The sequence below is a fragment of the Photorhabdus heterorhabditis genome (assembly GCF_001280945.1).
Taxonomy (GTDB): Bacteria; Pseudomonadota; Gammaproteobacteria; order Enterobacterales; family Enterobacteriaceae; genus Photorhabdus; species Photorhabdus heterorhabditis.
Genome location: NZ_LJCS01000048.1, coordinates 17,237 through 35,158, shown reverse-complemented (window position 1 = coordinate 35,158; position 17,922 = coordinate 17,237). Strand labels below are relative to the sequence as shown.

The following is a 17,922-nucleotide window of genomic DNA, read 5'->3' as shown; positions in this document are numbered from 1 at the left end:
TATACCCTATGGATTTCAAGATGCATCGCGGCGGCAAGGGAGCGAATCCCCGGGAGCATAGATAACTCTGTGACCGGGGTGAGTGAGTGCAGCCAACAAAGAAGCAACTTGAAAGATGACGGGTATATTGTTGTTAAGTTATTAAATGTGTAATAAATGAATATGTTTGGATTGATTTTTGTTTTTTTATTTATGATATTGAATTCGAAAAAATTCTGTTGAAACAGGCAGAACCCTGATATTGCAGCTCTGCCTGGAAAGAGTGGTGTCTGATAGAAGTTGTCTTTTAGCTTTGAATAAACGTCAGCCTCATTCTACCAAGGAAATACTACGCCAAATTTACATTGTGGCAATACTGTATTCGGTGTAGATATTTAGCAGTTTATAGATTTATCTTAAGAAGCTAACAGTGTTGCGTTGTAGATATAATTGTATCCACCAGGAGAAACAACTGATGAAGAAGTGATATTTACACGTTTGTTATTACCACAAGCGTTCAGAAGAAGATGATACAGCGCTGCGCCTCTGTAGTCCTGAGCATTCCACCATAAGAGGTAGTTAAATCTGCCGTTAGGGAGTTGCATAGTAACAGTAATCTGCAATTGATTTTGATCAGGTGCAGCTTGAATTGAACTTACTGTACCGACTGCGAAATAGTAATTAGGAGCCTGAGTAGTCTCAGTTTTATTTTCTGTTGCCACTTCACTGTTTGAAGAAGGATGTGCATGGTTCATTGTATTAATCCTATAATTTAATGTAGTTGAAAAAATAAATTTTTATTACTTAAAGATGCGAAGCAATAAGTTACCCGCCGAAGAAATATAAGATAATTGGTAATTGTAATCTATATTAAAAGTTTATCTGTGTTATATAATTATTGATGCTGTTAAAATGTTGACGGTGATATTTTTCCTCTAAAGAGTTAGATGTATGATAATAAAATGCATAGCGATTATTAAAAATAATATTGATATTTTTTGCTAATTATCTGAATGGATGGTTAATAATTCATTCTCATGGGTGTTATTATTTCAGGGTATTATTGTTAATAAATTGGAGATTTGAATATCGTATAGGAGTTGGAGTGCACTCGTGGTACGTGAGAAATTATTTTCTTTTTTCTTCTTCATTTCTATTTCTTAGAGGATATTTTTTTCAAATATTATGGATTTAGGTAATTATATAATTATAAATTTGGGGATTAATAGTTGTGGTACCTTGCATGGTTAATAATATCAAATAAAATAACTTGATTTGTTAATAAGTTACTAAAGTTATTCTTTCATTATGAAATATTAACGATGTATAAAAGAGGAATATTATTCCATCTTGTTTTTAGAAGTTGAATTGATAGTATGTGTTATTTCATAGACAATTCTGAATAAATAATTACTTTTTGGTAAAAATTAATTCGCAGGTGATATATTAGGGTTGATATTGACGAAATAAATAAGGTTTCATAATTCTGCTACACGTGGCTTTCTTCAACCAATTGTTATACATATACCCAATAGATTTCAAGATGCATCGCGGCGGCAAGGGAGCGAATCCCCGGGAGCATAGATAACTATGTGACCGGGGTGAGTGAGTGCAGCCAACAAAGAAGCAACTTGAAAGATGACGGGTATAGAGTTATATGTTATGTAGCGTGTGTAAGGTGTAGCACTATTTTAGAAAGCTATTTATATAGTTAGGTGAATTAATTTATAAATTTATTTTTGTTATTTTATAGGTTCCTATTTTTAAATAACATTGAGTAGAATATTGACGGGCAGAACGTTGAGATTATGTTCTGCCCTAAATCTGGTAGGATACATCTTTATGAAAATCAGCGTTATTCTACCAGAAAAATGTTGCGCCTAATTCCTGTTTACAACTGTACTGTATTTTACGACCAATCAAATCGCTTAAAATCAGATTAAGTTTTTATTAGGAATCTATTAGTTAGCACAGACATTTAACAACGGATGATTATTTTACATAGATAATTCTACGTGATTGATATAATCACGATCGAGAGGTCCTATTTTTCCTACGGTTCCTATTTTTATATCTTTCTTAGCACAAAGAGCTTCCATCAGAACCTTATAAATAGCCATGCCTCTATTGTCCATAAGATTCCATTTTAAAAGCATCTCTTCAGAGCCGCCATCAAGTAGTAATATGGTCACCATGACTTGCATGACATTATCAGGCATAACTTTCATGCTAATGACTTTACAGCTACGTAAGATCATATCATTCATCATATCTTTATCTTTTACTAAAGAAGGGTGCATATCGTTAATCATCATAATAAACTCCATAATATATTGTAATTTTTTGATAAATAAACTTATATTCTCTCAAGAAAAGAACGGAAAACCGCTAGATTGAGAAATATAAGTTGGTTGGTACTTCTACTATAAAAAAGCAATCTACATAAGAAATATTTTTGCACTAAAAATATAGGACAGTTAACGTTTTTAATTGGCATATAACATTTTGTCTGACACATATAACTATAGGTGCCATTTGGAGGTTGTCAATTAAATTTAAGAAAATAATTTAATTGATTGATAAATATAGTTATATTGCCAAAGGAAGAAAATAAATGGTAAATATGAAATAGTTGTAATTTCTTACATTTTGTATAATTGGATGGAATTAAGATATTGTTGATAATATATTTATATTGGGATGATTAGTGTGATAATTAAAATATAATTGCATTTTTAATCATGGAAAATAATATTGTTTTTTATTTTCTTGAAATTTCTATAAATATCAATATGAAAGAGTTGTTATGTGTCTTTTATTACAAGAAATACTTTTCTATGATAATTATTCTTATATTCTTATATTCTTATATTCTTATATTCTTATATTCTTTAAATAACTTATTAGAATATAAATGGAATTGTTAGTGGTTATTTTAATATAAGCATCAACTATGTCGGAGAAATATGCATATTAATTAATGCTGTTAATAATAGAAATGTTCATTTAACACATCAGGAATATATATCTAAGAATAATATTAATCAGGAAGTGTAAATACTTTGTGGGATCATGCGGGGGTACACTGTTGGAAGTTGTGAAGCAGTTCCGTGTAAGTATGCGGTTGCTGCCCGCTGAAGAGAGCAGCAACCAGGAATTGATTATGCAAATAGTGAATACAGAACAGCAGAGATAGCCACTAAGCCCATGAAGGCAACAAAAGTATTGCTTAGTTTGCCGCTATATTTGCGCATAGCAGGAACTTTGCGGATCGCATACATTGGCATGATGAACAGCAGCATTGCGATAATTGGACCGCCCAATCTTTCGATCATTTCCAAGATACTTGGGTTCAGAGTAGCAACTATCCAAGTAGTGACTAACATGAAAATGGATGTGATGCGATTCAGTTTATTCGGTTCAATGGTTTTACCTTGGTCACGTAGTGTCTTAACCACCATACCGTTAAAGCCTTCACGAGCACCCAGATAATGCCCAAGGAAAGATTTGGTAATCGCTATGAATGCAATGAACGGAGCAATGTAGGCAACCACTGGTGTATTAAAGTGATTAGCCAAATAAGACAGAATAGAGATGTTTTGTGCTTTAGCTTCTGCCAGGTTTTCTGGAGACAGACTCAGTACGCAACTGAATACGAAGAACATGACGGTCACAACCATCATGATGTGAGCATACGATAGAATGCGGGAACATTTTTTCTCCGCATTTTCGCCGTACTCTTCACGTTTTGCTACAGCAAATGCAGAGATGATTGGTGAGTGGTTAAAGGAGAATACCATTACTGGGATCGCTAGCCACAGAGTAATCAATAGCCCATGGCCTGCACCTGTTGCAGAAATAGTGATGTTTTCGAAGATTGAGGTGTTCCAGTTAGGGATCAGATAAAACGCCAGTAACATCAGAACTGCAACAAATGGGAATACCAGTACGCTCATTGCTTTAACGATAGCTTGTTCGCCGAAACGAACGATGGCCATTACACCAACAATTAGGATCAGAGCCAATAGGGCACGAGGCGGAGATGGCAAATGTAATTGGTGAACAATAAAGCTATCTACGGTGTTGGTAATGGCAACACTGTAAACCAGTAATATCGGGTAGATAGCAAAGAAGTAGAGCAAGGTGATGAGTTTACCTGCCAGGCTGCCAAAATGCTCTTCCACGACTTCAGTAATATCTTCACCAGGATTTTTACCAGACAGAACGAAACGGCACATCCCGCGGTGAGCAAAGAATGTCATTGGGAAAGCCAGTAGTGCCATCACCAGCAGAGGTAGCAAGCCACCAATACCTGCGTTGATTGGTAAGAACAGTACACCGGCACCAATCGCAGTACCATATAAACCAAGCATCCATACTGTATCTGATTTACGCCAGGTTTTATAATCGCTTGGGTTGGCGCCCTTGGATGCGATCGTACCTGTTTGAGTCATATCCATAATTATCTCCGAGAATAACGCGGTAAATTAAAAAAATAAAATTACAGTACCGCAAGCATTCAGTAAATGCATGTGGTTTAACTCTTTCTTTATAAATAACAAATTCTTTAAATATCTCTGGTTTTTATTTAAACGTTTTTATTACCACATTAACATATGGTCGAAAATTAGACTTTAAATTAGCAAGCCAAAAATTTCGCTTTACTTTCTTTTTTGAAAGAAAATCAGAAAATTTTAATTTCAGACTTTTGATAGCGGCAAGATAGCGATTTTTAGTGAATAGTACAGTGATCATAGTCTCAAATGCCAAATAAACCCCGTAAAGTCATCATGTTACGAAATTTAGTGTAATTGTTGTCTAAATATTGCAATTTTAATAAGGTCAAATTATAACCTGAATCGAATCATTACTCAACTCTCATTATTATCTTATGTTTTTGCTATTTCATTGTCTTTTGTTTACATATTAATGAATGGAAATGAAAAAGAGAAGTAAGAATAAATAAGTTGACAAATATCAATTTGTTACTGGATTTAAAAATATTTACATCTTATGTTGTATTTGTATCTTTGTGAAAAATATATATAAAGCCAGAATAACAGATTGGTAGCGTCAATGATATGAGTGAAATATGAGCTATGTATTCTTCGATCAAATATTAATAATTCCTGCCGTTGTATATCTATTTACATAGTGGTTTAGTGTAGGTTTCTTGATTGATGAAAAGTTTTGAATTGAATTTAAAGAATAGATAAATGTTAAATATGGTCCAAAATATTATTCTGTTGTTTAACTAATGTTCATTTTTGGGGGTGAAATTAACCAATGACTTCTGATAAAAAGATCTTGATTGAAGTCGCGTTTACTTGTCTGGAATAATGAGTTTGCATCTATATTGCTGATTAAAAGTACAATATTAGCATGTCAGTGAACTCAAGTTGGTAGTATGCATTAATTTTTTATCCAGCCTTTACGGATAGGAAAAGCGCAGCAGCGTTGATACAGATTATTCAGTATTTTTTGTAAATTTTCACCAAATAAGAACCATATCATTTGTGTGAAAGCGCATGCCATCAGACTGACGAGAAATGCTCCAACCATATCCATCGGCCAGTGGACACCTAAATAGACTCTGGACCATGCGACAACCAACGCGATTGCCATCATACACAAGCCGGGCCAAACCCTATACCAGAGTAGAAAAGATAGAGCGAACGTGAAGACAGCTGTGCCGTGATTACTTGGGAATGAGGTTGTTGGCGCGTGAAGAAGAAAGTTATAACCAAAGCCTTCTGCGAAAGGGCGGTCGTGAGGGCAAAGTAAACCAATGCAGAATGAGGTTAGCATAGCAAAACAAAAAGCAATGGTGGTTTTACTGACGATAACCCGGTGATGGGGAAGGGCACGTTCTGAACCCCAAAACCAAAAACCTGCCAATATCAGAGGAAAAATTAGAACCAGATATTTCGCAATGAAAATCGCCATTGCAATCATCAAAGGTGATGATTCAGGCGTGGCATTGAAAAAAGTAAATAGATTATGGTTTGTTTGCTCTAACAAATCGGGCCTCACATACAGTCAGTCACTTGTGTACATAACGACAATTGGGCGTAGAAGGTTAAAGTTGGAAGAAGTATGAGTAAAGAATAATTGTCATAATTATTTGGTGTTATTTATTTTTTGTTTATATTTACACCAGAAAAAAGTTGGGTGGTGATAGTAAAAAAATCGGCCAATATATTGATATATATAATATATCTATAATTAGACTGCATAATATTACCGATACTTAAGAGTTTAGATCATCTGAGAAATGGGTTATGCGTTTGCGAAAGTCAGATTCTTCAGGCAATAAAAAAAACCGATAGCCTTAAACCAAAATGGATCAACTATCGGGTTCCTCAATATGGGGATATCAAAGAAAAGCAGTGGCATTAACTCAGACTACGATTTGGCAAGAAAGTTCTTCGTGATAAGAAAAAAATACAGATTTTTTTCGGTTTGATGAAAATAACATTTTTTGCACAAATCAACGGAGTAAGCTGTCGTTAATCAATGGTTGCTTTTACAGCGAAAAAGTAAAGTGTGAAGGTCGATTATTATAACAAATGGTGCTCTTTTACGTATGCTTCGAAATCTGTGCAGCCACCAATGTGTTTCTCATCAACGAAAATTTGTGGAACAGTTTCGACCGGTTTACCAACAGTTTTTTCTAGATCAGCTTTAGTGATACCTTCTGCGTGAATGTCAACATAATTGAAATCAAAATCATCACGTTGTTCTTTCAGTCTTTCAGCTAGCTCTTGCGCGCGGACACAATACGGGCAACCAGGACGGCCAAAAATCACAGTAAACATATAAACTCCTCTAGTGGTTATATAAAAATAATCTTAAATTGGTGTGTTGCTCATGTTCATTGATAGCTACTATGCCTGCATAGATCTGTAAAAAAAAGCAGGAATTGCCTTTTGTTTTAATTAATCATACCGATTTTAGCAATAGATTTACGGTAGTATAATACCGCACTAAAATTGTCAGTGAGGATGCAATGAAGAGTGAGCGACAGGGTAGTATGAGTTCGTTGGCAGATATGTCAAAACAGGTTATCCTGCTGGAAATCATGGGCATTGGCGGGTTGCTCCTGGCATATTTGACTATTAATGATATTGTCCTTAACAGATCTACTAATGACTCCAGAAGCGCATATTGTTATGATTTTTGCAGGTATTGGTTGTCTGATTCCTGCTGCGGTCAATATCATCTGGTGCGCAGTGTATGGCCTCTTTTTTCTGGGAGTCGATCTTAAAAAAAGAGGGTAAAAATAAGTCGAAAGGTATCGATAACGGTAAAGAAAAATAATTTATCAGTTATTGGTGATAGCGCGATAAAGAATTATTTCGTAAGCTATAGCGCTTTTTCATTTTCCGTTGTATGGGGTTGTTAGATGGGTTCACTTGTCATTCCTGACTTACCAGTGTTACGTGAGTGGTTGGATCAGCTCAAAATTTCCTACTTTGAGTGTGATTCGTGCCAGGCATTGCATCTACCTCATATGCAGAATATTGATGGTTTATTCGATGCTAAAATTGATTTGCTCGATAACGTCATCTTGTTCTCTGCTTTGGCTGAGGTTAAGCCAACAGCAATTATTCCTCTGATGGCTAATCTAAGCCAGATTAACGCGAGTTCGCTGACTATTAAGGCTTTTCTTGATATTCAGGATGAAAACCTACCGAAATTGGTAGTATGCCAGTCTTTCTTGGTTTCAGCCGGACTCACCTTTTCCCAGTTTTCTCATTTCTTACAACAAAGTGAAGAGCAAATTGCGGGTGTGGTTTTTGAAATTCACAGTAATAATCTGTTGTATGTTAGTCGTGATATTGAAGTCGAAGGTGACATTGAAGAGGACGAAGAGTCACAGGTTTCGGCTAAAGAACCAACTTTTACTTTGCACTAATATTTCAAACGCGGTCATTCAATAATGCAATGTGCACAGTATTCTTCGGGGCATTGTCACTCCTGTCAGTGGCTTGAGAAAACCTATTCTCAGCAGTTAGAAGATAAGCAGCAGAATTTAAAACAATTATTGGCCCAAACCACCGTTGGTCAATGGTTGTCTCCGATTGCCAGTGAACAAAGTACCTTTCGCAATAAAGCTAAAATGGTCGTCAGTGGCAGCGTAGAGCGGCCATTGCTGGGAATGTTACATCGTGATGGTATCGCAGTTGATCTGTGCAACTGCCCCCTTTATCCACCGTATTTTCAGCGCGTATTCGATGTCGTTAAATCTTTCATTGCCTGTGCCGGGTTGACGCCGTATAACGTTGCCCGTAAACGGGGTGAACTGAAATATCTGTTGCTGACAGAAAGCCGTAATAGTGGTGAAATGATGCTGCGTTTTGTACTGCGTTCTGAAACAAAAATTGTTCAATTGGAACGTGCTTTGCCCCAATTGAGAACGCAGTTGCCACAGCTTACGGTTATCTCTGCCAATATTCAGCCAATCCATATGGCGATTTTGGAAGGTGAAAAGGAGATCCTTTTTACTGAGGAAAAATCACTAAAAGAAGAATTTAATGGTATTCCTCTTTACATTCGTCCACATAGTTTTTTCCAGACTAACCCCAAAATTGCTTCTGAATTATATGCGACAGCAGGGCGTTGGGTCCGTGAGCTGAAAATTAACAGCATGTGGGATCTGTTCTGTGGCGTTGGTGGCTTTGGGCTTCATTGTGCAGATAAAAACACCCGTTTAACGGGAATAGAAATCAGTCCTGAAGCGATTGATTGTGCTCGTGATTCGGCCAAAACACTAGGTTTGGAAAATATCGAGTTTCAGGCTTTGGATTCAACCCATTTTGCGGTAGCAAAAGATCAGATTCCGCAACTGGTTCTGGTAAATCCACCTCGTCGGGGAATTGGTAAAGAGCTATGTGATTATCTCAGCAAAATGGCACCTGGCTATATTCTTTATTCAAGCTGCAATGCTCAGACGATGGCGAAAGATATCGCTGCGTTAGCTAATTATCGTGTGGAAAAGATACAGTTGTTTGATATGTTCCCTCATACTGAGCACTATGAAGTTTTAACGTTATTGGTATTAAATCGTTGCTGATTTTGTATTGTGAAGAAAGGGATGGGGTTGTAATACGCCATCCCGTGATAGCCAAACATTTAATTGCGATGCTCAAAAGCCAGTGCACGGCGCTCAATCATCCTCATCAGTAAGGTCAAGATACCGTTAACACACAAGTAAATCACACCAGCGGCAACAAAAGCCATTGCATCATAATTACGGCCAAACAAAAGCTGGCTGTATCCCATTACTTCCAACAGAGTAATTGTGCTGGCAAGAGAAGTACTTTTGAAAATTAATATGACTTCGTTGGAATAGGAAGACAACGCTCGTTTGAAGGCATATGGCAGCAAGATCTGCATAGATTGTGCTTTAGACATTCCCAACGCTTGGCAGGAGTGCCACTGACCGGCAGGGATTGCTTTTACTGCACCGTAAAATAGCTGAGTAGAATAGGCTGCACTGTTAAGCGCTAGCGTCACCATTGCACAGAACCAGGGTTCAGACAGTAGCTGCCAAAATAACGGATACTCTTTTATGGATGGAAATTGCCCAGGCCCGTAATAAACCAAAAAGAATTGCACCAGCAAAGGAGTGCCGGTAAATAGAGTAACGTAGATTTTTACCAGTTGTGTCAGTACCGGCAATTTCATGGTCAGAACCATAGTGAACAGCGCGGATAGCGTGAAAGCGACAAAAAGAGCGGCAATAGTTAAACTCAGGCTGATTTGCAGCCCTGGCAAAATTTGTTGAATATATTCAAGCATCAGGAAGCACTCCGATCAAAGCGAGTGGTATGCATCTCAATTTTCTTCAGAATCAATTGACTGATCAGGGTGATAGCCAGATAGATAAGCGCCACAATCATATACCAGGTAAAGGGTTCTTGAGTACGTGTTGCAATACTTTTGGTTTGCAACATCAGATCATTGACGCTGATAAGCGATACCAACGCAGTATCTTTCAGCAAAACTAACCACTGATTGCTAAGCCCGGGTAGAGCATGTCGCCACATTTGGGGCATTATCAGGCGGAAAAATATTTCTGCGCGACCAAGACCCAATGCAAGACCGGCTTCCCATTGGCCGATAGGAATGGCTTTTATCGCCCCTCTCAGTGTCTGGGATGCATAAGCTGAATAGAGCAGGGAAAGTGCAATAACACCACAGAGGAATGGGCTGACATAAAAATCTTGAATATCTATCTGAATTCTGGGATGCCAGAAAATAAGATAAACATCAAAGCCATCAGCCAACATCATCAGGAATTGTGATGCGCCGGAGTAGACAAACAGCACAACCAAAATTTCCGGTAATCCTCTGCACAGCGTAACCCAGCAGGTGCCAAGCATGGAGAAGGGTTTCCAGCGAGCTGATTCCCAAGCCGCAAAGATCATTGCCAGAATCAGACCAAGCACTAATGCAGAAATGGCAAGGCCGACGGTGATGCCGGCGGCGTTGACTAAAGATTGAAATTCATTCATTGAGATTCAGTTATTATTCAAACCATTTTTTATAGATGATGTCATAAGTGCCATCTTGTTTGATATCAGTTAATGCTTTGTTCAGCTTCTCCTGTAGCGCTTTGTTACCTTTACGAACTGCAAAGCCTAAGCCGATGCCAAAGTAGTTTTGATCAGTGACTTTATTACCCACTGTACTTAAGTTTTCATTCTTTTTCAGCCACTCATTTATAACGGCAGTGTCACCGAAGATAGCATCCAGACGACCGTTTTTCAGATCCAGAATTGCATTCTGATAGCTATCATAAGGAACGGTTTTAATTTCTTTCCGTTGTTCTATCAAGTATTTCTGGTGAGTTGTTCCGTTCTGGATGCCCACTTGTTTGCCTTTCAATTCCTCGATACCGGAGATTTTGCCTTTAATTGTGATAAATATCGCTGAGTTGTCATAATAAGTATCAGTAAAATCAACCTGTTTCTGACGCTCAGGTGTGATGTCTATACCTGCCGCTAAAGCATCAAAACGACGAAATTTCAGGCTTGGAATTAGACTATCAAATGATTGGTTAGTGAAAGTGCATGTAGCATTAATTTTCGTACAGAGGGCATTTGCCAGATCTATGTCAAAGCCTTGTATTTTGTTGTTTGCATCAATGAACTCAAACGGCGGATAAGTCGCTTCCGTAGCAAAACGAATGGTCTCTTTTTCCGTGGCGGTTGCAGATAAAGTCACTGCACCGAAGAGGGCTGCAAACAGTAATTTTTTCATCGCTATATCCTATTAATAGTTAGTGTGACAGATAATTAGCAAAGGCTTTGGTTTGTGGTTGAGTAAAATGACGGGTATCACCTTGTTCTATAATGTGGCCGTTTTCCATATATACGACACGGTTTGCGGCTTTACGGGCAATTTCCACTTCATGAGTAACGATAATCTGTGTGATACCTGTTTCGGACAATTCATGAATAATGTTCACAACCTGTGCTGTAATTTCCGGATCTAGTGCGGCAGTGGGTTCATCAAATAACAAAACCTGTGGTTCCATCATCAATGCTCGGGCAATAGCGACCCGTTGTTGTTGCCCTCCAGATAAATGTTGCGGAAAGCGGCCAGCAAAATCATTTAAGCGCAAACGGGAAAGTATCTTATCTGCTTTTGCCAGCGCCTGTTGTTTGGATAAACCGAGCACACGGCAAGGCGCTTCGATTAGATTATTCATAACAGTCAGGTGGGGCCACAAGTTATATTGTTGAAAAACCATACCTACATTCTGACGTAGAGAGCGAATCTCTTTGGGGCCGGGTGTCTGTTCAAAATCGAATTGATGATTAGCGATATTCAACTGACCGGAACACGGTATTTCCAGCAAGTTTAATACCCGCAATAAAGTGCTTTTACCAGCACCACTCGGTCCCAGCAAAACCACGGTTTCCCCTGAGGAACACTCAAGATTAATGTCAAACAGTGCTTGATGCGCACCGTAATAGCAATCAATGTTTTTTAATTGAATACTCATGCTTTATTTCTGAATAGTCAGTGATTTAGTATGATGCTAAACCTGTTGGCATAATTATGCAATATTTTATACATATAATATCACCAATTGATATTTCAATTACATATCTGATTAACTTGTTCTATTCGCTGTTGACACTGTTCTTTAACAAGAGCTTATTTATGCTGTTTTCATGCTAAAAAGATTGAGTAAGACGTCCATTGATAAGCAATTAAGGTGAATAGTTATCGCTTACTACTGATGGCGATCAAGTCCTAGAATCATAATTTATGACATCAAATATTATTGTGGCTGAAATTCTGGTTAAGTAAAGAATGCTATCAGTAAAGGAGCCAGTAAGCTCAATACAAAACCGTGAACAATAGCTGCTGGAACGATACTGACACCACCACACCGTTGTAACACTGGTAGGGTGAAATCCATAGAAGTTGCACCACTTAACCCTATTGCGCTTGAGCGATATCGATTGACCAAGGCTGGAATTAGCATAATCGCTGCCAGTTCACGTGCCAGGTCGTTAAAGAATGCGGCACTGCCGATTACTGGCCCATAAGCATCAGAAAGCAAGATACCAGAGAGGGAATACCAGCCATAACCGGAAGCAAGTGCTAAACCTGTTTTCACTGGCAGTCCAAGGATAAATGCTGCAATTGCACCACCAACAAGCGCACTGATCGCGACAATAATCGCAATAATCATACCTCGGCGGTTCAGCAATATTTGTTTCAGGTTCATACCGCTGTTACGTAATTGAATACCTACCAGTAACAGCAAAATAACCAGAGCAATTTCACTGGCACGACTGGCGAAATGCAGCCACGACCAGCCGGTTAGTCCAAGTAGGAAACCTAAAATCAGAACGCCACATAATTTCAGTGATTCAAAAACCATATGTAAGCGGGCAGGGGGCTTTTCCTGTTTGTGCGGACCGGCAATCCATGGATCACGTTTTTCAAGAAGGAATAATGCCAGCATATTGGTGGCAAAAATACACAAGAAGAATACAGTTGCATACTGAAAAATAGAGAAGAGGTTACGGCCTAAATCTTCTAGCAAAGCAAGGCTTACCCCCATTAAAAACAAAATAACGTATACCATCGCATTGAGGAGGCGATGAACAGCATTTAGCAGTGTTTGATTATTCGAACGGAAAAAATAACCAAGCGTTAACGGTAAAAGAATGATCAACAGCCCAGAATACATAATTAACATCCTTATAAAACAGTTAACGTCTTTTTTATCCAAGTTTAGTGCGGAAATTAACCTGAAAGACCACAAAAATAAATATAACAATTTTTTTACACTAAGAGAATAGTCAAGGTAGGGAGAAGCAGGTTGCTGCTTAAAGAATTTTTTATTCTTAATGTTGGTGTGTTATTAATAACTTTTAGTGGGTATAAAACTCAAACGGAATTGCATCTATACCCAATAGATTTCAAGATGCATCGCGACGGCAAGGGAGCGAATCCCCGGGAGCATAGAGAACTATGTGACTGGGGTGAGTGCTGCCAACAAAGAGGCAACTTGAAAGATAACAGGTATATTTGGGATGAGTGGAAATTTCTGTTTTTCGTGGCATTACAAGAAACATAGTTTTTGTCATTCCTTCTGATCTAATGTTTAAGATGGTGATATTTAAATGAATTTTATTCGTTCGAAACGTCGATGGATGGTGTTGTTAGTTATTGTGGCAGTTATCGCGTTAGTTTTGGCGTATTTTCTGCATAGGCCAGAAACGGTTAAATATCAGACTGTATCCGTCATTAAAGGCGATTTGCAAAAAAATGTATTAGCAACAGGTAAACTGGATGCGGTCAGAAAAGTGGATGTTGGAGCACAAGTTAGCGGACAGTTGCAGAACTTGTATGTTGAAGAGGGAGATAAGGTGACAAAAGGCCAGTTACTGGCGTTGATCGATCCTAAACCTGCCCAAAACCAAGTAAAAGAAGTTGAAGCGACGATCAAAGAGCTGAATGCCAATTTGATGGAAGCTAGAGCACAATTGAAACTGGCACAGCTGACATTGCAACGTCAGAATAATCTGGCAAAAGTGCAGGCGGTATCTCATCAGGAATTGGACCAGGCTAAAACGGATGTTGAAGTAAAAAGAGCGAAGGTAGAAACATTGCTGGCGCAAATAAGTAAAAATCAGGCCAGCCTAGATACTGCCCAAACTAATTTGCAATACACTCGTATTACTGCCCCGATGGATGGCATTGTTGTCAATATCAAAACACTTCAAGGGCAAACGGTAATTGCGGCACAGGAAGCGCCTACTATTCTGACATTGGCTGATCTAGGAACGATGTTGGTAAAAGCGGAAGTATCAGAGGCTGATGTGATTTACCTGAAACCGGGTCAGAAAGCTTCATTTACTGTATTAGGTGCACCAGATAAAAATTTTCCAGGAGTGTTGAAAGATGTTTTGCCGACGCCAGAAAAGATTAATGATGCAATTTTCTTTTATGCCCGCTTTGAAGTGGCTAATCCTGAACAACTTTTGCGTTTGCAAATGACTGCTCAAGTGAAAATTCAGCTGGATTCCTATCATGGCATTTTAATGATCCCGCTTTCTGCTTTGGGTAGGCAAATTACATCAACCCGTTATGAAGTGGATGTTTTGAATGGGGGTAAAGAAGAGAAGAAGGAAGTGAACATTGGTGTACGCAATGATGTAGATGTACAGATTTTATCCGGTCTGAAAGAAAATGAGCAGGTGATTACCAGCCGTGGTGAAGCAGGGGATGAGTAATGAATGCGTTACTTGAGCTAAAAAACATAGAGCGCAGTTACCCGGCTGGCGAGGAACAGGTAAAAGTACTGGATAATGTCACTTTATCTATTTATGCCGGTGAGATGGTCGCGATCATTGGCGCTTCAGGATCGGGTAAATCGACACTGATGAATATCCTTGGCTGTCTTGATAAACCCAGTCATGGTGAATACCGGGTTGCGGGGCAGAATATTGCTGAACTGAATAATGATGAACTGGCTGCATTGAGACGGGAGCATTTTGGATTCATTTTTCAGCGCTATCATTTGCTGACCCATTTAACCGCTGAACAGAATGTAGAGATTCCTGCTGTTTATGCAGGAGCGGTTAAAACAGAGCGCAGGCAGAGAGCGATAGAATTGCTTAGTCGTCTGGGGCTAGAAGAGAGAATCAACTATCGGCCAGGGCAGCTCTCTGGGGGACAGCAACAGAGAGTCAGTATTGCCAGAGCGCTGATGAATGGTGGTCAGGTTATTTTAGCTGATGAGCCAACAGGGGCGTTGGATAGCCATTCCGGTGAAGAGGTGATGGTAATTCTCAAGCAACTGTGTGAACAAGGGCATACCGTCATTATTGTCACTCATGATCCGAAAATTGCGGCTCAGGCACAGAGGGTTATTGAGATAAAAGATGGTCTCATTATGAGCGACTCTGGTCCGCAACTGCGTAAAAAAGTAACTGAGGTCCCGTCAGTGACATCAAAAATATCATCAATCCGCCAAATCTTTGGGCGGTTTAACGAGGCTTTATTGATGGCGTGGCGGGCAATGGTTGCCAATAAGATGCGAACTTTGTTGACCATGTTGGGGATTATTATTGGTATCGCATCGGTAGTGACTATTTTGGTCATCGGAGATGCGGCCAAGGCATTGGTGTTATCTAATATTAAAGAGATTGCAACAAATACCATTAGTGTTTATCCGGGAGAAGATTTTGGTAGTGACGATCCGGTCAGTAAGCAAGCGCTGAAAATAGCGGATGTCGATGCTATTAAAGTGCAGCCCTATATTCTGGCGGTTTCACCTGTGATTGAGGGGGGAATGCGTCTGCGTAAAGGAAACATTGATGTTGCGGCGAGAGTATCGGGTATTGGTGATGAATATTTTCAGGTTTATGCTCTGCGTTTTGCTCAGGGAATGAGTTTCACATCGGATATGGTACGCCGTCAGGGACAAGTTGTGGTTATTGATAAAAATACCCAGCGTAAGTTATTTCCTCACCAAAAAAATGTGATTGGGGAAGTCATCCTGATGGGGAATATGCCCGCTACCATTGTAGGGGTGATAGCTGAAAGAAAATCTGCATTTGGCAGTGATAGTTCATTACATGTCTGGTTGCCTTACAGCACAATGACCAGTCGCTTGATGAACCGCAATTACCTGGATTCTATTACCGTGAGAATAAAGGATGGCCATAATTCCAAAGATGCGGAACAGAAGATTGTTCAATTGCTGACTCTACGCCATGGAAAAAAGGATATTTTCACCTATAACACGGATATGCTGATAAAAACAGTGGAAAAAACCACCCGTACCTTACAACTCTTCTTGACAATGGTGGCAGTCATTTCACTGATCGTTGGCGGTATTGGTGTTATGAATATTATGTTGGTTTCGGTGACAGAACGCACGAGAGAGATCGGTATTCGTATGGCAGTAGGGGCCAGAACCAGTGATGTCATGCAGCAATTTCTGATAGAAGCTATTTTGGTTTGTCTAGTTGGTGGTGTTTTAGGAATTGCACTTTCCTATACGATTGCATTTATTGCTCAATTAGCGCTACCTGGTTGGCATTTTGTCTTCCAGCCCATTGCTTTACTGAGTGCTTTTGCTTGTTCTACCGCGATTGGGGTGATATTTGGGTTTCTGCCCGCCCGTAATGCTGCTCGCCTTGATCCAATAGAAGCTCTGGCAAGAGAATAAGTGAAAAAATGCTATGCCGCAGACAATTGCCTGCGGCGTGTAAGGTAATACCTGGTTATAACTCATAGGCTAAGTTATTTAGCCTTTGGGTTCGTTTTCAAGAGGAACAATCATGCTGGCATGATTTCCCTTTGGGCCTTGGTGAACGCTGAAATTCACCTTCTGGCCTGCTTTCAGCGTCCTGTAACCGTCCATCTGAATGGTTGAGTAATGAGCGAATATATCTTCTCCGCCGCTTGCAGGACAAATAAACCCAAAGCCCTTAGCATTATTGAACCACTTAACAGTACCTGTCTCCATACTTCGACATCCCTCGTTTAATAATTTCGGTTGAGATGAGTCATTAATATAACAGTCGTAAACAATCACATGTATACCTGTTATCTTTCAAGTTGCCTCTTTGTTGGCTGCACTCACTCACCCCAGTCACAGAGTTATCTCTGCTCCTGGGGATTCGCTCCCTTGCCGTCGCGATCCATCTTGAAATCTATTGGGTATATACCTGTTATCTTTCAAGTTGCCTCTTTGTTGGCTGCACTCACTCACCCCAGTCACAGAGTTCGCTATGCACCCGGGGATTCGCTCCCTTGCCGTCTCGCACTGCATCTTGAAATCTATTGGGTATAAACAGTTACATTATCTGTGTTTGTTCACAAAACATACTGTAATAAAAATCAAATTCCCGTCAAGCACAGAACAAATGTCTGGTTGTTTTGAATGACTAAAGTTTGATATAGATAACGATATGAGTTTCGTTCATTCACTTTTATACCGAGTTTTCATAGGGGAATAGTCTGTGGTAAAAGGAGTTAACCAGATAATGATAAGATAAATGGGAACATAATTTATTTGCTGGTAGTGGCTGGTATTAGAGATTAATCCTGTTGGGAAAATAATGAACGATTATCATAATAGTTTGAAAAATAAGGAATCAGTTAAGGATGAACGACAGCAAAAATTGCAGCCGCCGTCAATGTATCAGGTCATTCTTAACAATGATGATTACACTCCGATGGAGTTTGTAGTTGACGTATTACGAAAGTTCTTTTCTTATGATATTGAACGGGCAACGCAATTAATGTTGGATGTCCATTATCAGGGAAAGGCTGTTTGTGGGGTTTATACTGCTGAGGTGGCAGAAACGAAAGCGGCTCAAGTAAATATGTATGCCAGGGAGCATCAGCATCCATTACTTTGTACGCTGGAAAAAATCTGACCAGTCATACTGATTT

The 17,922-nt window shown here is 39.2% G+C and carries 16 protein-coding genes and 1 pseudogene; 6 read left to right on the top strand and 11 right to left on the bottom strand.

All coding sequences use genetic code 11. The features are described from left to right. Positions 1 to 395: 395 nt before the first annotated feature. The 5 genes from AM629_RS15360 to AM629_RS15340 form a co-directional block, all read right to left on the bottom strand. Positions 396 to 734, bottom strand: a complete 339-nt coding sequence (locus AM629_RS15360; RefSeq protein WP_054480144.1) for a hypothetical protein — start codon at positions 732 to 734, stop codon at positions 396 to 398. A gap of 1,242 nt (positions 735 to 1,976) precedes the next feature. After that, positions 1,977 to 2,294 (bottom strand): Cro/Cl family transcriptional regulator, encoded by a 318-nt coding sequence (locus AM629_RS15355; RefSeq protein ID WP_235525489.1) that lies wholly within the window; start codon positions 2,292 to 2,294, stop codon positions 1,977 to 1,979. 846 nt (positions 2,295 to 3,140) lie between these two features. Further along, on the bottom strand, positions 3,141 to 4,439 hold the full coding sequence (locus AM629_RS15350) for an HAAAP family serine/threonine permease (RefSeq protein WP_054480142.1): 1,299 nt from the start codon (positions 4,437 to 4,439) through the stop codon (positions 3,141 to 3,143). 952 nt (positions 4,440 to 5,391) lie between these two features. Beyond that, positions 5,392 to 6,000, bottom strand: coding sequence for an undecaprenyl-diphosphate phosphatase (ybjG, locus tag AM629_RS15345; RefSeq protein WP_054480141.1), 609 nt, complete (start codon positions 5,998 to 6,000; stop codon positions 5,392 to 5,394). A gap of 539 nt (positions 6,001 to 6,539) precedes the next feature. Continuing rightward, a complete protein-coding gene (locus tag AM629_RS15340) occupies positions 6,540 to 6,797 on the bottom strand; it encodes a GrxA family glutaredoxin (protein WP_054480140.1) in 258 nt (85 codons plus the stop codon). Between the two features lie 191 nt (positions 6,798 to 6,988). Here AM629_RS15340 and AM629_RS25280 point away from each other — a divergent pair. The 3 genes and pseudogenes from AM629_RS25280 to rlmC all read left to right on the top strand — a co-directional run bounded on the left by AM629_RS25280 (position 6,989) and on the right by rlmC (position 9,055). Beyond that, positions 6,989 to 7,259, top strand: a pseudogene (locus AM629_RS25280) (YbjC family protein). 125 nt (positions 7,260 to 7,384) lie between these two features. Continuing rightward, positions 7,385 to 7,897 carry a type III secretion system chaperone family protein gene (locus tag AM629_RS15335; protein ID WP_054480139.1) on the top strand — a complete coding sequence of 171 codons (513 nt, stop codon included), beginning with the start codon at positions 7,385 to 7,387 and terminating at the stop codon, positions 7,895 to 7,897. 24 nt (positions 7,898 to 7,921) lie between these two features. Further along, positions 7,922 to 9,055, top strand: a complete 1,134-nt coding sequence (gene rlmC / locus AM629_RS15330; protein WP_054480138.1) for a 23S rRNA (uracil(747)-C(5))-methyltransferase RlmC — start codon at positions 7,922 to 7,924, stop codon at positions 9,053 to 9,055. Between the two features lie 59 nt (positions 9,056 to 9,114). Here the strand turns inward: rlmC and artM are convergent, their stop codons facing one another. The 5 genes from artM to AM629_RS15305 all read right to left on the bottom strand — a co-directional run bounded on the left by artM (position 9,115) and on the right by AM629_RS15305 (position 13,198). Next, positions 9,115 to 9,783, bottom strand: coding sequence for an arginine ABC transporter permease ArtM (gene artM / locus AM629_RS15325; RefSeq protein ID WP_054480137.1), 669 nt, complete (start codon positions 9,781 to 9,783; stop codon positions 9,115 to 9,117). After that, entirely contained in the window at positions 9,783 to 10,499 is a 717-nt protein-coding gene (artQ, locus tag AM629_RS15320; protein ID WP_054480136.1) for an arginine ABC transporter permease ArtQ, read from the bottom strand. The genes artM and artQ overlap by 1 nt, the downstream gene beginning before the upstream one ends. A gap of 13 nt (positions 10,500 to 10,512) precedes the next feature. After that, positions 10,513 to 11,247 (bottom strand): arginine ABC transporter substrate-binding protein, encoded by a 735-nt coding sequence (gene artJ / locus AM629_RS15315; protein WP_054480135.1) that lies wholly within the window; start codon positions 11,245 to 11,247, stop codon positions 10,513 to 10,515. 19 nt (positions 11,248 to 11,266) lie between these two features. Continuing rightward, complete coding sequence (artP, locus tag AM629_RS15310) at positions 11,267 to 11,995, bottom strand: arginine ABC transporter ATP-binding protein ArtP (protein ID WP_054480134.1); 729 nt, start codon at positions 11,993 to 11,995, stop codon at positions 11,267 to 11,269. 303 nt (positions 11,996 to 12,298) lie between these two features. After that, positions 12,299 to 13,198: a LysO family transporter gene (locus tag AM629_RS15305; protein ID WP_054480133.1), complete on the bottom strand. Its 900-nt coding sequence runs from the start codon at positions 13,196 to 13,198 to the stop codon at positions 12,299 to 12,301. 436 nt (positions 13,199 to 13,634) lie between these two features. Here AM629_RS15305 and macA point away from each other — a divergent pair, with 436 nt between their 5' ends. Then, entirely contained in the window at positions 13,635 to 14,747 is a 1,113-nt protein-coding gene (gene macA, locus AM629_RS15295) for a macrolide transporter subunit MacA (protein WP_054480131.1), read from the top strand. Beyond that, the gene (macB, locus tag AM629_RS15290; protein ID WP_054480130.1) at positions 14,747 to 16,690 is read left to right on the top strand and encodes a macrolide ABC transporter ATP-binding protein/permease MacB; all 1,944 of its coding nucleotides are present in this window, start codon (positions 14,747 to 14,749) and stop codon (positions 16,688 to 16,690) included. The genes macA and macB overlap by 1 nt, the downstream gene beginning before the upstream one ends. A gap of 78 nt (positions 16,691 to 16,768) precedes the next feature. Here macB and cspD read toward each other — a convergent pair whose 3' ends face one another. Next, positions 16,769 to 16,990 carry a cold shock-like protein CspD gene (cspD, locus tag AM629_RS15285; RefSeq protein ID WP_054480129.1) on the bottom strand — a complete coding sequence of 74 codons (222 nt, stop codon included), beginning with the start codon at positions 16,988 to 16,990 and terminating at the stop codon, positions 16,769 to 16,771. A 595-nt stretch (positions 16,991 to 17,585) separates the two neighbouring features. Here cspD and clpS point away from each other — a divergent pair. Continuing rightward, positions 17,586 to 17,906 carry an ATP-dependent Clp protease adapter ClpS gene (clpS, locus tag AM629_RS15280; RefSeq protein WP_054480128.1) on the top strand — a complete coding sequence of 107 codons (321 nt, stop codon included), beginning with the start codon at positions 17,586 to 17,588 and terminating at the stop codon, positions 17,904 to 17,906. The last annotated feature ends 16 nt before the right edge of the window (positions 17,907 to 17,922 follow it).

Coding starts and splice junctions, on each gene's coding strand:
- clpS (WP_054480128.1), top strand. CDS start 17,586: ATGAACGATTATCATAATAGTTTGAAAAATAAGGAATCAGTTAAGGAT.
- artJ (WP_054480135.1), bottom strand. CDS start 11,247: ATGAAAAAATTACTGTTTGCAGCCCTCTTCGGTGCAGTGACTTTATCT.
- macA (WP_054480131.1), top strand. CDS start 13,635: ATGAATTTTATTCGTTCGAAACGTCGATGGATGGTGTTGTTAGTTATT.
- artP (WP_054480134.1), bottom strand. CDS start 11,995: ATGAGTATTCAATTAAAAAACATTGATTGCTATTACGGTGCGCATCAA.
- cspD (WP_054480129.1), bottom strand. CDS start 16,990: ATGGAGACAGGTACTGTTAAGTGGTTCAATAATGCTAAGGGCTTTGGG.
- AM629_RS15335 (WP_054480139.1), top strand. CDS start 7,385: ATGGGTTCACTTGTCATTCCTGACTTACCAGTGTTACGTGAGTGGTTG.
- macB (WP_054480130.1), top strand. CDS start 14,747: ATGAATGCGTTACTTGAGCTAAAAAACATAGAGCGCAGTTACCCGGCT.
- AM629_RS15350 (WP_054480142.1), bottom strand. CDS start 4,439: ATGGATATGACTCAAACAGGTACGATCGCATCCAAGGGCGCCAACCCA.
- AM629_RS15355 (WP_235525489.1), bottom strand. CDS start 2,294: ATGATGATTAACGATATGCACCCTTCTTTAGTAAAAGATAAAGATATG.
- AM629_RS15305 (WP_054480133.1), bottom strand. CDS start 13,198: ATGTATTCTGGGCTGTTGATCATTCTTTTACCGTTAACGCTTGGTTAT.
- AM629_RS15340 (WP_054480140.1), bottom strand. CDS start 6,797: ATGTTTACTGTGATTTTTGGCCGTCCTGGTTGCCCGTATTGTGTCCGC.
- artM (WP_054480137.1), bottom strand. CDS start 9,783: ATGCTTGAATATATTCAACAAATTTTGCCAGGGCTGCAAATCAGCCTG.
- rlmC (WP_054480138.1), top strand. CDS start 7,922: ATGCAATGTGCACAGTATTCTTCGGGGCATTGTCACTCCTGTCAGTGG.
- artQ (WP_054480136.1), bottom strand. CDS start 10,499: ATGAATGAATTTCAATCTTTAGTCAACGCCGCCGGCATCACCGTCGGC.
- AM629_RS15360 (WP_054480144.1), bottom strand. CDS start 734: ATGAACCATGCACATCCTTCTTCAAACAGTGAAGTGGCAACAGAAAAT.